This window comes from Collimonas rhizosphaerae (genome assembly GCF_038896935.1).
GTDB lineage: Bacteria > Pseudomonadota > Gammaproteobacteria > Burkholderiales > Burkholderiaceae_D > Collimonas > Collimonas rhizosphaerae.
The window spans coordinates 155,519-168,954 of sequence record NZ_JBANDC010000007.1 but is presented as its reverse complement, the minus strand read 5'-3'; the positions used below and the strand labels follow the sequence as shown (position 1 = coordinate 168,954).

Here is a 13,436-nt window from a genome sequence, read left to right as displayed (position 1 = left end):
TTACTTTTACTCTCACATCATGAATATAAAACGTTTCATCAACCTGCAAAAAATCAAGAAAGCGCTGCCGCTGGTCATCATCGTCCTGATTGCCGCATTCGCCGTCTTCCTCGCCAACAGCTACCTGAAAACCCGTTCCAGTGAAATCGAAAAAAGCCTGAGCGACGAAGCCAGCAAGGTGCGCACCACGGTGACGGTGCCGCGGATCGACCTCAACCCCGGCGACGTGCTGACCATGGAGCAGCTGGCCTCGCGCACGGTGCCCAAGGAATACATGAACTTCGACGTCATCTCGCCGGAGCAGATCGATGCCTATATCGGCAAGAAGATCATCCGCCCGGTGCGCAAGGGTACGCCCTTGCTGGAATCGTATTTCCTGATGTACGAATCGGTGCCGTTTTCGAAGTCGATCGAGGCCGGCAGCCGCGCCATCACGATCCCGGTGGACGAGATCAATTCTTTCTCCGGCCTGCTGCGCGCCGGCGACCACATCGACCTGTTCTACATGATGAAGCGGCCGCAGGAAGGGCCGCCCAGCGCCGGGCCGCAGCAGGAAGACACGGTGCTGGCGCCGTTGCTGAAAAATATCGAAGTACGCGCCACCGGCCAGACCACGGTGCGCGAAGTGCTGGCGGCTGACCGCGCGCGTGAAGCCGGTCTGGGCGAGCGCCAGGGCCAGGCCGGACGCGCTACCTACAGCACGGTGACTATCTCGGTGCCGGCGGCAGACGCCCAGAAAGTCATCCTGGTGCAGACCGGCGCCCGCATCGTCGCCGTGCTGCGCAGTCCTGACGACCAGGGCGACGCCGAGAAAAGGCTGTTCCTGTCCGATGTCATCGATCCTGACGCCAAGCGCCGCCTGCAGATGCCCGGCCCGCAGGTCGACTACATCATCGGCGGCCGCTTCAAGACTGGCGAATATGCCGACAACAGCGAGGACCAGGCGAGGAAGCTCGAAGCCTTCAAGCGTCTCCTGGGCAGCGCAGCCGGTAATCCACAATGATATCCAACAAAAAGCCACGCAATAACATGACTAATCCAAGAACCTTCCGCTCCTGCCTGCTGTTGTCCGCCCTGATTGGCAGCCGCGCCTTTGCCGCTACACCTTTGCCGGAGACGTTGCAAAACCAGAACAAGGCACAAAAAACCAGCCAGAACCAGGTCCGCAGCAGCAGCAACGGCGGCGTCGAATACCTGGACGGCAATGCGATCGAACAAAGAAACCAGATGAGCGGACCAGAAGGGATTCCTATCCGCAATGCCGGCGACCTGGTCGCTTTGAGTCCTTCGACCGGCCATGGCGCCCCGAGGGTGCAGCAGGCGGTGGATGATGAGCTGGTCATGTATGCCGGCGAGGCGCGCGTGATCGAGGTAGGTGCGGTTAACCGCATCGCCATCGGCAACGGCAAGATCGCTTCGACCGCGGTGATTGAAAAGACCCGGCTGCTGATCATTGCGCAGGAAGTCGGCCTGACCAACATCCTGCTCTGGAACAAGCCGAACTTTTCGCGCGAAATCCGCTTGCGGGTGACTGCGCTCAACGTCATCAAGCAGCAGCGCGACATCAAGGCTGCACTGGCCGGCCTGCCGGACGTAGATGTGGTGCGCCGTGGCGACCGTCTCTACGTCGAGGGCAATATCCGCTCGCGCGAAGATCTTTCCAAAATCACGGCATTGACCGACCAGTACGCCAACCTGATCAACAGCACCAAGCTCGACATCGACACCGTGCCGGCTTACAAGCAGGAATCGCAGATGCTGGTGTTCGACCTGTATTTTGTCGAATTCAAGAAGGGCTACCTGGAAAACCTCGGCGTCAACTGGGCCAAGAGCTTCAACGGCTTCAACATCGGTATCTTCGGCGAAGCCTCGCGCGGCGCGGTCAACCTGCGGCCCTTGCCGCAAGACACGGGCACAGGCGGCAAGTTCGATTTGCCGAATGAGAAACTGCGCGGCGTCAGCGCCAGCGTCAATGCCTCGATTGCGATTCCCTCGGTGATCCAGCTGGCGGTCGACAGCGGCGACGCCTTTGTGCTGGCTTCGCCCAGCATTGCTACCCGCAACGGCGGCCAGGCCAGGTTCGTCGCCGGCGGCGAGGTGCCGATCCCGACGGTCAGCCAGAACGGCACCAACGTCACCTTCAAGCCTTACGGCATCCTGATCGAGATCGCACCGAAGCTGGATGCGTTCAGCAACATCACCGGGATCCTCAAGGCTGAGGTCAGCAAGATCGACCCGACCGTCAGCGTCGGCGGCATTCCGGGTTTCACCACACGCCGCACCGAGACCGATTTTTCCGTGAAGACCGGCGACGCCATCATCTTGTCGGGCCTGTACAGCCAGGACGGCAGCACCGATATCCAGAAAGTGCCGGGGCTGGGCGACGTGCCGTTGCTGGGAAACCTGTTCAAGAGCACCGGCACCATCCGCAACCAGACCGAGGTATACCTGGTGGCGATCCCGCATACGCAGGATGGGGAGTCTGGGGAAAGTTCGAATGCCTTGCGCAACATAAGCAACCGCATCAACCAGTCGCGCAAGGCAGTGGGCATGCCGGAGGAAGCCGAGTTGCCGACGCTGCGCAACCTGCAGAAGGAAATGCCGGTCAAGCCGCCGGTGCAGCCGGCGCCGCGGCCGGAACCGGCATTGCCGCCTGAGTACGGCAGTCACTGATTCGGCGGCGGCCGGCTAGAAGTGCAGCCGGTCGCCGACGCGCAGGGACAGCGCGGCAAGGGTGGCGGGATGGAGTTCAAGGGTGTGGCGCGCGGAGCGGTCGGAGGACAGGCTGCGGCGCTCCAGGACCGGGACGATCTTGGTGATGGCGAAGTCTTGCGACAGATACACCACGCCGATGGTGAAATGCATGAAAAAAGTATGGACGGAATTGCAGTCCTTGAGCAGGTAGGCGCTGTCAGGCGCTAGCGTCCTGGTGAACATCAGGCCGCGCGCACGGCTTAAAAACGAGTCGCCGATGGTGACATTGGCGATGATGATCTGATCATTTCTATATGCGGGAATAATTTTCATGGCAGAGAGCCAAAGTGGATTTGTGTTGATGGTGGTCGCGGACGATTATGACATACTCGATGAAGTTTTCGTCGACAAGGATCGCTTCGTCCTCGGCAAGGCGGAGAGCTGCGACCTGCGCCTCAAAGGCTGGAATGTCAGCAAGCTGCACGCGACTTTCCTGCTCAACGAGGGCAGTGTCTTCATCGAAGACAGCGGCAGCATCTTCGGCACCTGGGTCGACGGCGAGCGCATCAACCGTCTCGGGCCGCTGAGCAGCAACACCGTGATCAAGATCGGCAATTACAGCCTGACCTTGCATACCAACCAGGAAAGGCATGAAGCCGGCGCCGGCCGCGAGCGGCAGAACCACGCCGTCAACCATGCGATCAGCGCCATCGAGCATGACTACGAAGAAGTGCTGGTAGCGGAACGCCCGCTGAAACAGGCCAGCCAGGCTCCTGCCGCGCCGCGCCCGCACATTGCAGCGCCGATCCAGGCGCCGCCACTGCCGCCTCGCTCGGCGCCGGTCGCAGCTGCGGCAGCGCCTGCGCCAGCGGCGCCGCATCCCGGAACCCGCCCAGGCGCCGGCGGCAAGCAAATCGCGAATATCCCGGCGCGCGTGATCGATTTCGAGTTTTCGCGCTGGCGCAAGGCCTTGCATGAAGCAGTGCTGCATGAAATCGATTTGCGCCGTATCGACGCCAACAAGATGTCGGAGCACGACCTCAAGGCCAACGTCAAGAGCCTGATCAAGGAATTGCTGAGCACCACCTTCACGCTGCCGGACAACATCGACACCGACCTGCTGACCAAGGAGGTGCTGGACGAGGCGGTCGGGCTGGGGCCGCTGGAGCCGATGATCGCCGACGAAAGCGTGACCGAAATCATGGTCAACCGCCACGATGAAATATGGGTAGAGCGCGGCGGACGGCTGGAGCTTTCCAGCGCTACCTTCACCAGCGACCTGGCGGTGCTGGGCGCGATCGAACGGATCGTCACGCCGCTAGGGCGGCGTATCGATGAAAGTTCGCCGATGGTCGATGCGCGCCTGCGCGACGGCTCGCGGGTGAATGCGATCATTTCGCCGCTGTCGCTGCGCGGACCGACACTGACCATCCGGAAATTTTCGCGGCGCAAGATGGTGGCCGAAGACCTGATCAAATATGGGTCGATGACCGAGGACATGCTCAACATCTTGCGCAGCGCAGTCGAGCAGCGCTTGAACATCGTGGTCTCCGGCGGTACGGGCTCAGGTAAAACCACTTTTCTCAACATGATGTCGGCTTTCGTGCCGGACGATGAGCGCATCGTCACCATCGAAGATGCGGCCGAGCTGCAGCTGTCGCAGCCGAACCTGGTGTCGCTGGAAAGCCGGCCGCCCAATGTCGAGGGCAAGGGCCATGTGGCGATCCGCGACCTGGTGCGCAATTCGCTGCGGATGCGGCCTGACCGCATCATCGTCGGCGAGTGCCGCGGCGGCGAAGCGCTGGACATGCTGCAGGCCATGAATACCGGCCACGATGGCTCGATGACCACCTTGCACGCCAATTCGCCGCGCGACGCGCTGGCGCGGATGGAGGTGCTGGTGCTGATGGCCGGCATGAACCTGCCGGTGCGGGCGATCCGCGAACAGATTTCTTCGGCGGTGCACCTGATCATCCAGCTCACGCGCTATTCCTGCGGCGCGCGCAAGGTGACGGCGATCACCGAAGTGGTCGGCATCGAATCGGAAACCGTCCAGCTGCAGGACATCTTCAAGTTTCATCGCGAGGGCCTTGACCACAACGGCAAGACTTATGGCGAATTCCGGTATTCTGGGATGAAACCGGTCTTTATGGAGAGATTGGAAAATGAATAACCAGATATTGCTGTTTTCAGGGATCCTGTTTGCGCTGGTGCTGTTCGTCGCCTGGTCTTTGATGAACTCGAAGAGCTACTTCCTCAAGGTGCTGTTCGACATGCACGTGCGCTACATCGGCCACATCAAGGAATGGACCGGACTGCGCGACGGCCGCGTCTACATGGTGCTGTTCGCCCAGGTGGCGGCAGCCCTTATGCTGGTGCTGGTAATCTATTTCGTGCTGCGCAACATATTTCTGGTGCTGCTGATTGGCTATTTCATCTTCAAGGCGCCGCTCTGGATCAGCAACTACAAGCGCAAGCGCCGCCTCAACAGCATCGAATACGAATTGCCGACGGCGCTCACCGTGATCGCTTCCAGCCTGACGGCCGGCGTGTCGCTAAGCATTGCCTTGCAGTCGTATTCCAAGGAGAGCAGCTCGCCGCTGGCCAGCGAGTTTGCGCATGTGATCCGGCTGCAGAAGGTCGGCGTCGATTTTGAAACGGCGATCGAAGAAGTCGGCAAGCGCATCGACCTGGTCGATTTCCAGCTGCTGGTGATGACCTTCCGGATCTCGAAATCGGTGGGCGGCAACCTGTCGGAAACGCTGATGAGCCTGTCCAACACCATCCAGCAAAAGCTGACGATCGAAGGCAAGATCAGGTCGCTGACGGCGCAGGGCAAGATGCAGGGCTGGGTCATGATCTGCCTGCCGGCGCTGGTCGGGATTGCGCTGTTCTTCATCCAGCCGGCCGAAATGGGGCTGCTGCTGACCACGTTTTACGGCAAGATCGTACTCTTCATCTGTCTCACCATGGCCTATATCGGCCACAAGGTGATCCAGAAAATCCTGGCCATCGATGTCTGACGGCCGCGGACCTATCGTTATCGGAAAAATGCCATGAGCAGCTCAATCTATCTTTACGGCGCGATCATACTGGCCTTCGGCAGCCTTAGCGTATTCATGTTTTACCTGTTCCGGCTGGTGGCCAACGTCAAGGTCACCAAATTCCGGCCGAACATGGATCCGCTGCCGCCGTTGCTGAAAAAAGTCTGGAATGGCGTGATGTTCTTCGATTTCTATTTTGGCGCGACTGTGTCGGAGGCGCGCCTGCAGAAACGCAAGCAGATGCTGAACACCGCCGGCCTGGAATATTTCATGACGCCCGGCGAGACTTACGCCTTGCAGTTCTTCTCGCTGGCAGTGACGCTTTTTTTTGCGGCGCTGGTCGGCCTGGCAGCGTTTGGCGTCGACTACATCGTGCTCATCATCATGCTGGTGCTGGGCCTGATAGGCTGGTTTTATCCGCTGATGTGGATCCGCGACCAGAAGAAGAAGCGCAATATTGAAATCTCACGCTATTTCCCGTCTTTCGTCGATATCGTGACGCTTTGCTGCGAATGCGGCCTGACCTTGAACACTGCCATCGTCAATTTCTGCGAGCGCGGCCCGGAATGCATCTTGCGCCATGAGATCGAACGGGTGGTGCGCGACATGAAAACCGGCGCCGGCCGCGCCGACGCCTTGGGCAAGTTCGCGCGCCGCACCGGCAACATCGACATTTCGCGTTTTGTCGGCATCGTCCTGCAGTGCGACAAGCTCGGCGTGCCGCTCGGCCCCACCTTGCGCAAGTTCGCCGAACAAAAGCGCACCGAACGGTTCCAGCGCGCCGAGAAGCTGGCGATGGAAGCGCCGATGAAAATGATCGCGCCCCTGATCATGTTCATCTTCCCGATTACCTTTATCATCATTGCTTTCCCGATCGTGATGACTATCCTGATGAATTTCAAATAAGAGAAAAGATGAAAAAAATCGTCGCCGCGATTGCCGCATTTTCCTTGGCCGCCGCCAGCCAGCTGGCATGGGGCGCCAAGGTCATGCCGGAATTGAAGAAAGCCAATACCGACATCTGCCTGAAAATGGGCGGATCGGCGCGCGGTGCGCCAAAGGCGCCGGAAAAAATGCCGGCCTTTTGCGGCTGCGTATCCGATGCCTACTGGGACAGCGTGCCGCAAAGCGAATACAACCTGCTGGTGCAGACCGGTAAATCGCCGTCGCTGGAAGCCAACCTGGAAAAACGCCTCGACCTGGCCAAGGCGGCTTGCCTGAAGAAGGCCGGCTAAAACCGCATCAGCCGATTACCTTCGGGCGCAGCAGGTCTTCCAGGCCGATGCGGCGGAACATCTCGCTGCGCACACGGTCGGCGACGCCGTTGACGATCTCGCAGCCATCTTGCGAAGGATCGATATGGGTCCGCAACGGACGGCTGCCGAAAGGCATGCCGATCACTGCGACGATGGCGTCGGCCACCGATCCGGCATCGGCGTCGGCCGGCTCCAGCGCCGCCAGTCCCTGCAGCGCCTGCTGCGGCACGCCGGCGTAGGGACCATTGTCATACTCGGCAGCGCGCGCCTTGTCGGCCGGTGCGCCGGAATGAGCGAAATGATTGGTGCCCTTGGTGAATGCGCCAGGCACGATGATCGAGGTCTCTATGCCCCAGCGCGCCAGTTCTCCCGCATACGACACCGCCAGCGAATCCATGGCAGCCTTGGCCGCGAAATACGGCGACAGGTAAGGCGGCGTGCCGCCGCGCGCGCTGCTGGAAGAAATCCACATGACCAGGCCCTTGCCTTGCTTGCGCAATTGCGGCAGGGCGGCGCGGTTGACGCGTTGCGTACTGAGCACGTTGATGTCGTACAGCTGGGCGAACTGTTCCGGCGTAAATGCTTCCGCCGGGCCGAACGACATGTGGCCGGCATTGTGGATCACCACGTCGAGCCGGCCGCAGGCGGCGATGATGCTGGCGATGCCGGCGTCGACCGAATCGGCGGCGGCGACGTCGAGCTCGACGCTGCGCAGGTCGACCTTGTGTTCGGCGGCATAGCGCGCGGCTTCAGCGACCTGGGGCGCATTGCGGCCCTTGGTTTCGCGCATGCTGGCATACACGATATGCCCGGCGTCGGCCAGGGCGCGGGCGGCGAGGGCGCCGAAGCCGCTGGAGGCGCCGGTGATGACGATGACTTGCTGCATGATGTTTTCCTTTCGCGGGTATCTAAAAATGGCGCGTCGTTCCAGCGCTCAGATGATGCCGCCGTTGGCGCGCAGCACCTGGCCGTTGATCCAGCCGCCGTCGGCGCCGGCCAGGAAGGCGACTGTGGCGGCGATGTCCTGCGGCTGGCCCAGGCGTTCGAGCGGCGCCAGCTTGGCGAGGCGCTCGACCACTTCTTGCGGTTTGCCGTTGAGGAACAGGTCGGTGGCGGTCGGCCCTGGCGCGACGGCGTTGACCGTGATGTTCTTGCCGCGCAGCTCCTTGGCGAGCACGCTGGTCATCGCTTCCACTGCTGCCTTGGTGGCGGCGTACACGCCATAGGACGGTTGCAGCATGCCGACCACGCTTGACGAGAAGTTGATGATGCGGCCGCCGTTGCGCAACCGTCTGGCGGCTTCGCGCAGGGTGTTGAAGCTGCCTTTGAGGTTGATGGCGACCTGGCGGTCGAAGCCGGCATCGTCGGTGTCGGCGATAGCGGCATTGAGCATGATGCCGGCATTGTTGACCAGCACGTCGACGCCGCCGAATGCCTGTTCCGCGGCATCGAACATGGCGCGCACCGCGGCCGGGTCGCTGACATCGGCCTGCACTGCGAGCGCCTGGCCGCCTTGCTGGACCAGCTGCCGGGCCAGCGTTTCGGCCGCCGCGGCGCTGCCGGCGTAATTGACGATGACGGCAAAGCCGTCTGCGGCCAGCCGTTGCGCTACTGCCGCGCCGATGCCGCGCGACGATCCGGTGACGATGGCTACTTTTGCGTTGTTCATGTGAAGCTCCTTGAGATTGGTTTGAGGGTTGTTTTTAACCACCCTGGTGTGCCTGGATATCGGTTTGCCGGGCAGTGGATACATCATGCCGGTTAATTTTTTATGGATAAACTGGCTGCAATTGACAATACTATTCAATAATCATCAACAATTGGGTGAGCGGGACCAACACCTGGCGTTCAAGGAAGGTGGTGGGGGCTACGGATAGGAAAATTGCAGGCTTCACCTGCGCGCGGCAGGTGAATGCAGGACGGCGCGGCAAGCCGCGGCGGGATATTTCCGGGCTTGGGGGAAATCAGCCTTGCAGGTAGCTGCGCAGGGTGTCGCCCCGGTAGTCAAGGCGGAACTGTTTGCGTTCTTGCAATTCCGGCACCACCAGGTCAACAAAATCTTCAAAGCCGTTCGGTAAATGCACCGGCGTGATGACGAAACCGTCAGCGCCTTGCTGCGCCACGATATGCGCCATCCAGTCGGCGATGTCGGCGGCGGTGCCGGCTACCTGCGGCACCAATACGCCGCTGGCATACATGCGGCCGATGTCCGCCAGCGTGAGCTGGCGTTCGGCGGACAGCTCGCGGATCAGGCTGAACAAGCCTTGCATGCCGGCTACTTCCAGGTCGGCGATGGGTGCATCCAGCGCGTAGCCTGAAAAATCCACGTTCATGTGGCTCGACAGCGTCGACAGCCCGACGATAGGATCGACCAGCGCGTTGTGCCGGGCGCGCTTGTCTTCGGCCTCGGCGCGCGAAGCGCCGACAAAAGGCATGACGGCGGTCAGCACCTTGATGTCGCCAGGCTTGCGGCCGAATTTGGCGGCACGGCTTTTCAGGTCCTGGTAAAAGCGCTGCATGCGGGGCAGGTCGGGCTGTATGCCGAACACCACTTCCGACCAGCGCGCGGCAAAATCCTGTCCGCGCTGCGACGATCCGGCCTGGATGATGACCGGCCCGCGCTGCGGCGAGGCTGGAATGTTCAGCGGTCCGCGCACATTGAAGTAGGCGCCGCTGTGGGCAATCGCAGACACCCGGTCGGCATCGGCGTAACGGCCGCTGCTTGCCTCCAGCAGCAGCGCGTCGGGCGCCCAGCTGCCCCACAGCTGATGCACCACGTCGAGTAATTCGTCGGCGCGGTCATAGCGTGCGTCGTGGCTCAAGGTATGGCGCAAGCCGAAATTGTCGGCTTCGCCCTGGTTGACCGAAGTCACCACGTTCCATGCCGCGCGTCCGGACGAAAGATGGTCCAGGGTGGCGAACTCGCGCGCCAGGCTATACGGCTGGCTGTAGGTGGTTGAACGTGTCGCGCCCAGTCCTATTTTGCTGGTAAGGGCAGCCAATGCGCCCAGCACCGGCAAGGGATCGAGCCGGGTCGCATCCTGGTCGCCGTGGCTGACGCCATAGCGGTGGTCGCCGCCGAAGCGGGTCGAGACTGCCAGGCGGTCGGCAAAAAACAGCAGGTCGAATTTTCCGCGTTCCAGCGTTTGCGCGATGCGCGCGTAATAATCGAGTTTCAGGAAACCGCCCGGGCTGCTTTCCGGATGGCGCCACAAAACCTGGCTGTGGGCGGCGTTGCCGGCGATCAGGAAGGCGGCAAGGTGCATCATGGTTCATTTTCCGTAACGGGTCGGGTCAACAGGCGCTACAGCAAAGCCTCGGCGTACACCTTGTCTTTGACTTGCACCTGCGCCTTGATCAGGTTCAGTTTGTAGAAGACTTCCACGATCTGCTGCTGTTCGGCGATGATGGCGGCGTCGATCGGCACCACGGTGTAGTTGCGGCGCTCGGTCGCCAGCTGCAACACCTTGGGGTCGACGCCCAGCTGCGGCGCCAGCAAGGCCGCGGTTTCCTGCGGGTGGGACTGGGCCCAGGCATTGGTTTTTTTCAGTTCGGCAAACAGGATGCGGATGATGTTCTTGTTGCGGTCGACGAAACCGGGATTGGCCAGGTGGAAGGTGCGGTTGCTGGACAAGCCGGCGCCGTCGCGCAGGATGCGCGGACTGGTCGAAACCTGCTGGCCCGCCAGGTAGGGATCCCACAGCGTAGCGGCGTCGACATTGCCGGACTGGAAAGTGGCGCGCACGTCGGCCGCGTTGGTGACGTAGACCGGGACGATGTCGCTGTAGCTCAAGCCGGCTTCCTCCAGCGCCCGCACCAGCAGGTATTGCACATTCCAGCCGCGTCCCAGCGCGACTTTCTTGCCCTTCAGCTCCTTTACAGAGCGGATCGGCGAATCCTGCGCGACAAAAATCCCGATGCCTTTCGGATAGGGCTGTTCGGCGGCCAGGTACACGGCATTGACGCCGGCGGCGTTGGCAAAGGCGGAGGGCGTGTCGGCGGCATGGCCGAAATCGATGGCGTCGCCATTCAGGGCTTCGGTCAGCTGCGGGCCGGCCGCAAACTCGAACCATTTGACTTTCCATCCCAGCGGCTGCAAAGCCTGTTCCAGGTTGCCGCTGCCTTTCAGGATGTTGAGCGTGTTGAACTTCTGGTAACCGATGCGCAGCGTACGCTCTTCGGCCGCCAAGGCCGGCAGCGCAGCAACCGCCGCGCCGGCGGCCAGTCCCTGTAAAACAAGCCGCCTCTGGCTGGATATGGTCTTCATCTCTACGGGTTCCCTCAATCGGTCTGGCGCATGCATCCTGCATGCAAACGACCATGCTAGTCGCAGCGGCGGGGAAGGGGAACGAAGCGTTTCGACGATGCTAAATTGGTTTCTGTATAAGCGCCGCCTGCCGCGTCATATCCGGCGGCAGCCGGCCCATGGCGGGTATGGTAAATTGATTGCCTTCATTCCAGGAGCGCATGCCATGTCCAGCCGCACGCTGAATCTCGACGATACTCTCTACGATTACCTGCTGACGCATTCGCTGCGTGAGCATCCAGCGCAAACCGCGCTGCGCGCAGCGACCGCCAAGCATGCGCGCGGCGGCATGCAGATTTCTCCCGAGCAGGGCCAGTTCATGGCCTTGCTGATACGTTTGACGGGGGCGCGCAACACGATTGAAATCGGCGTGTTCACCGGCTATAGCGCGCTGTCCGTGGCGCTTGCGCTGCCCGACGACGGCCACATCCTGGCCTGCGACATCAGCGACGAATACACCAGCATTGCGCGCCCGTATTGGGAAGCGGCCGGAGTCGTGCACAAGATCGACTTGCAGCTGGCGCCGGCGCTGGCGACGCTCGACGCCCGCCTTGCCGCCGGCGCCGCGGGGCAATACGATTTTGCCTTTATCGACGCCGACAAGACCGGCTACGATGCCTACTATGAGCGCTGCCTGCAGTTATTGCGTCCAGGCGGACTGATCGCCATCGACAATGTGCTGTGGGGCGGCAGCGTCGCCGATGTCGCGGAAGATGACGACACCGCCGCCTTGCAGGACCTGAACCGCAAGCTGCACCGCGACGAGCGGATCGACCTGTCCATGCTGCCGGTCGGCGACGGCTTGACGCTGGCGCGCAAACGCTGAGCGTTCAGCGCCGCCGTCCATATTTCCCTGGCTCAGTTCAAGGCCGGCGCCAGCGTCATTTCACCGTCCGACGGCAGCGGCTGCAAGCCGATCAAATTCATCATGAGCGGATAGACGTCGACATTGTCGAACGGCGCCAGGACGATGCCGGTCTTGAACGCCGGCCCTGCTGCGATGAAAATCGCCTGCATCTCGGCCGCCATGTTGTCATAGCCGTGGCCGCCCGCCGGCGTCCGCTCGGCAGAACGGGCGTCGGCTGCAATCTGCCAGCCGGTTTCAGCCAGGCAGATGAAGCTCGGCACGCGCGGATTCCGGCCGTAGTGGAAGCGCGGCGGCATTGCCTCTTTGCGCCAGCACTGCATATGCGCTTGCGGCTTCAGCAGCGCATCAGCTAACACGCCATCCTTTCCCGGCGTTGCTTCAAGTCCGGCGTAAGTCCCGCCCGTCACTACCCGATAGCTGCCGGCCGGCGCTACCTGGTCCAAGCGGATAACCCTCTGCTTGCTCATGGCGGCCATGCCGTGGTCGGACACGACCACGATGTTGGCCTTGATGCCGCGCGCCTGCAGTCCGGCTGCCAGCCTGCCTATCGCTTCGTCGACGTGCGCCGCAGCCTCGGTGGTCTGCGCCGCATCCGGGCCGTATTCGTGCCCGGCGTGGTCGACATCTTCGAAATACAGCGTCAGGAAAGCCGGGCGCGATGCGACCGGCTTGTCCAGCCAGCCTAGCAAGGTGTCGACGCGCTGGTTCGCTGGCAGCTTGCTGTCGTAACTGCGCCATTCGCTCGGACGAACGCCATGGATGGCGGCCTCGGATCCCGGCCAGAACATGGTCGCGGTGCGCACGCCGCGTTGCTCGGCGGTGACCCATATCGGCTCTGCTTCGTCCCACCAGCGGCGGTCATTGGTCGCTTCCCGGTTGCCGAGGCTGAAACGGGCGCCCGGAATCCTGCTGTCTTCAATGGTGTTGCCGACGATGCCATGGCGGTCTGGCCTTGATCCTGTCACCAGCGTGTAGTGATTGGGGAAAGTGATTGACGGAAAAGACGGCCGCATGGCCTCGGCCCTGGCGCCTTGTGCCGCGAGGGCGTTGAGGTTCGGCGTGACGCTGCGGGTCAGGTAATCCGGCTTGAAACCGTCGATCGATACCAGGATCAGCGGCGGTCTTGCGTCTTGTGCCGGCGGCTGCAGCGTGGCTGGCGCGCAGCCGGCAACGATTGCCGGCAGCAACAGGCAAAACAGGTTGCGGAGAAGCGGGTGGAAAAGCGAATTTTTCACGATGTTTTTCTGAGGACGGAAGGTGATGGCGTG

The 13,436-nt window shown here is 61.8% G+C and carries 13 protein-coding genes; 7 read left to right on the top strand and 6 right to left on the bottom strand.

What is annotated here, in order from left to right; all coding sequences use genetic code 11:
* Positions 1–19 precede the first annotated feature (19 nt).
* Together cpaB and V8G57_RS12125 are read left to right on the top strand one after the other, a co-directional pair.
* A complete protein-coding gene (cpaB, locus tag V8G57_RS12130) occupies positions 20–1,003 on the top strand; it encodes a Flp pilus assembly protein CpaB (protein ID WP_092398644.1) in 984 nt (327 codons plus the stop codon).
* A gap of 26 nt (positions 1,004–1,029) precedes the next feature.
* Entirely contained in the window at positions 1,030–2,673 is a 1,644-nt protein-coding gene (locus V8G57_RS12125) for a type II and III secretion system protein family protein (RefSeq protein ID WP_342829610.1), read from the top strand.
* Between the two features lie 15 nt (positions 2,674–2,688).
* On the opposite strand, the gene V8G57_RS12120 is transcribed toward V8G57_RS12125, so the two are convergent.
* The gene (locus V8G57_RS12120) at positions 2,689–3,027 is read right to left on the bottom strand and encodes a DUF192 domain-containing protein (protein WP_342829609.1); all 339 of its coding nucleotides are present in this window, start codon (positions 3,025–3,027) and stop codon (positions 2,689–2,691) included.
* Between V8G57_RS12120 and V8G57_RS12115 the strand changes: the two genes are divergently transcribed.
* Genes V8G57_RS12115 through V8G57_RS12100 form a run of 4 tightly spaced genes read left to right on the top strand, consistent with a single transcriptional unit; the run spans position 3,026 to position 6,973 of the window.
* Complete coding sequence (locus tag V8G57_RS12115) at positions 3,026–4,867, top strand: TadA family conjugal transfer-associated ATPase (RefSeq protein WP_342829608.1); 1,842 nt, start codon at positions 3,026–3,028, stop codon at positions 4,865–4,867. The two genes, V8G57_RS12120 and V8G57_RS12115, sit on opposite strands and share 2 nt — an antisense overlap.
* Complete coding sequence (locus V8G57_RS12110) at positions 4,860–5,717, top strand: type II secretion system F family protein (protein WP_092398636.1); 858 nt, start codon at positions 4,860–4,862, stop codon at positions 5,715–5,717. The genes V8G57_RS12115 and V8G57_RS12110 overlap by 8 nt, the downstream gene beginning before the upstream one ends.
* 33 nt (positions 5,718–5,750) lie before the next feature.
* Positions 5,751–6,644 carry a type II secretion system F family protein gene (locus tag V8G57_RS12105; RefSeq protein WP_092398634.1) on the top strand — a complete coding sequence of 298 codons (894 nt, stop codon included), beginning with the start codon at positions 5,751–5,753 and terminating at the stop codon, positions 6,642–6,644.
* A gap of 8 nt (positions 6,645–6,652) precedes the next feature.
* Positions 6,653–6,973, top strand: a complete 321-nt coding sequence (locus V8G57_RS12100) for a hypothetical protein (RefSeq protein WP_092398632.1) — start codon at positions 6,653–6,655, stop codon at positions 6,971–6,973.
* Between the two features lie 7 nt (positions 6,974–6,980).
* Here V8G57_RS12100 and V8G57_RS12095 read toward each other — a convergent pair whose 3' ends face one another.
* From V8G57_RS12095 to V8G57_RS12080, 4 genes are all read right to left on the bottom strand, one after another.
* Positions 6,981–7,880: an SDR family oxidoreductase gene (locus V8G57_RS12095; protein WP_342829606.1), complete on the bottom strand. Its 900-nt coding sequence runs from the start codon at positions 7,878–7,880 to the stop codon at positions 6,981–6,983.
* A 48-nt stretch (positions 7,881–7,928) separates the two neighbouring features.
* Positions 7,929–8,663 carry an SDR family oxidoreductase gene (locus tag V8G57_RS12090; RefSeq protein ID WP_342829605.1) on the bottom strand — a complete coding sequence of 245 codons (735 nt, stop codon included), beginning with the start codon at positions 8,661–8,663 and terminating at the stop codon, positions 7,929–7,931.
* A 295-nt stretch (positions 8,664–8,958) separates the two neighbouring features.
* Positions 8,959–10,263, bottom strand: a complete 1,305-nt coding sequence (locus tag V8G57_RS12085; RefSeq protein WP_342829604.1) for an LLM class flavin-dependent oxidoreductase — start codon at positions 10,261–10,263, stop codon at positions 8,959–8,961.
* Positions 10,264–10,298: 35 nt separating this feature from the next.
* Positions 10,299–11,261, bottom strand: coding sequence for an aliphatic sulfonate ABC transporter substrate-binding protein (locus V8G57_RS12080; RefSeq protein WP_342829603.1), 963 nt, complete (start codon positions 11,259–11,261; stop codon positions 10,299–10,301).
* Between the two features lie 205 nt (positions 11,262–11,466).
* Between V8G57_RS12080 and V8G57_RS12075 the strand changes: the two genes are divergently transcribed.
* The gene (locus V8G57_RS12075) at positions 11,467–12,126 is read left to right on the top strand and encodes a class I SAM-dependent methyltransferase (protein WP_092398624.1); all 660 of its coding nucleotides are present in this window, start codon (positions 11,467–11,469) and stop codon (positions 12,124–12,126) included.
* Between the two features lie 32 nt (positions 12,127–12,158).
* Here the strand turns inward: V8G57_RS12075 and V8G57_RS12070 are convergent, their stop codons facing one another.
* Positions 12,159–13,403: an alkaline phosphatase family protein gene (locus V8G57_RS12070; RefSeq protein WP_342829602.1), complete on the bottom strand. Its 1,245-nt coding sequence runs from the start codon at positions 13,401–13,403 to the stop codon at positions 12,159–12,161.
* Positions 13,404–13,436 lie beyond the last annotated feature (33 nt).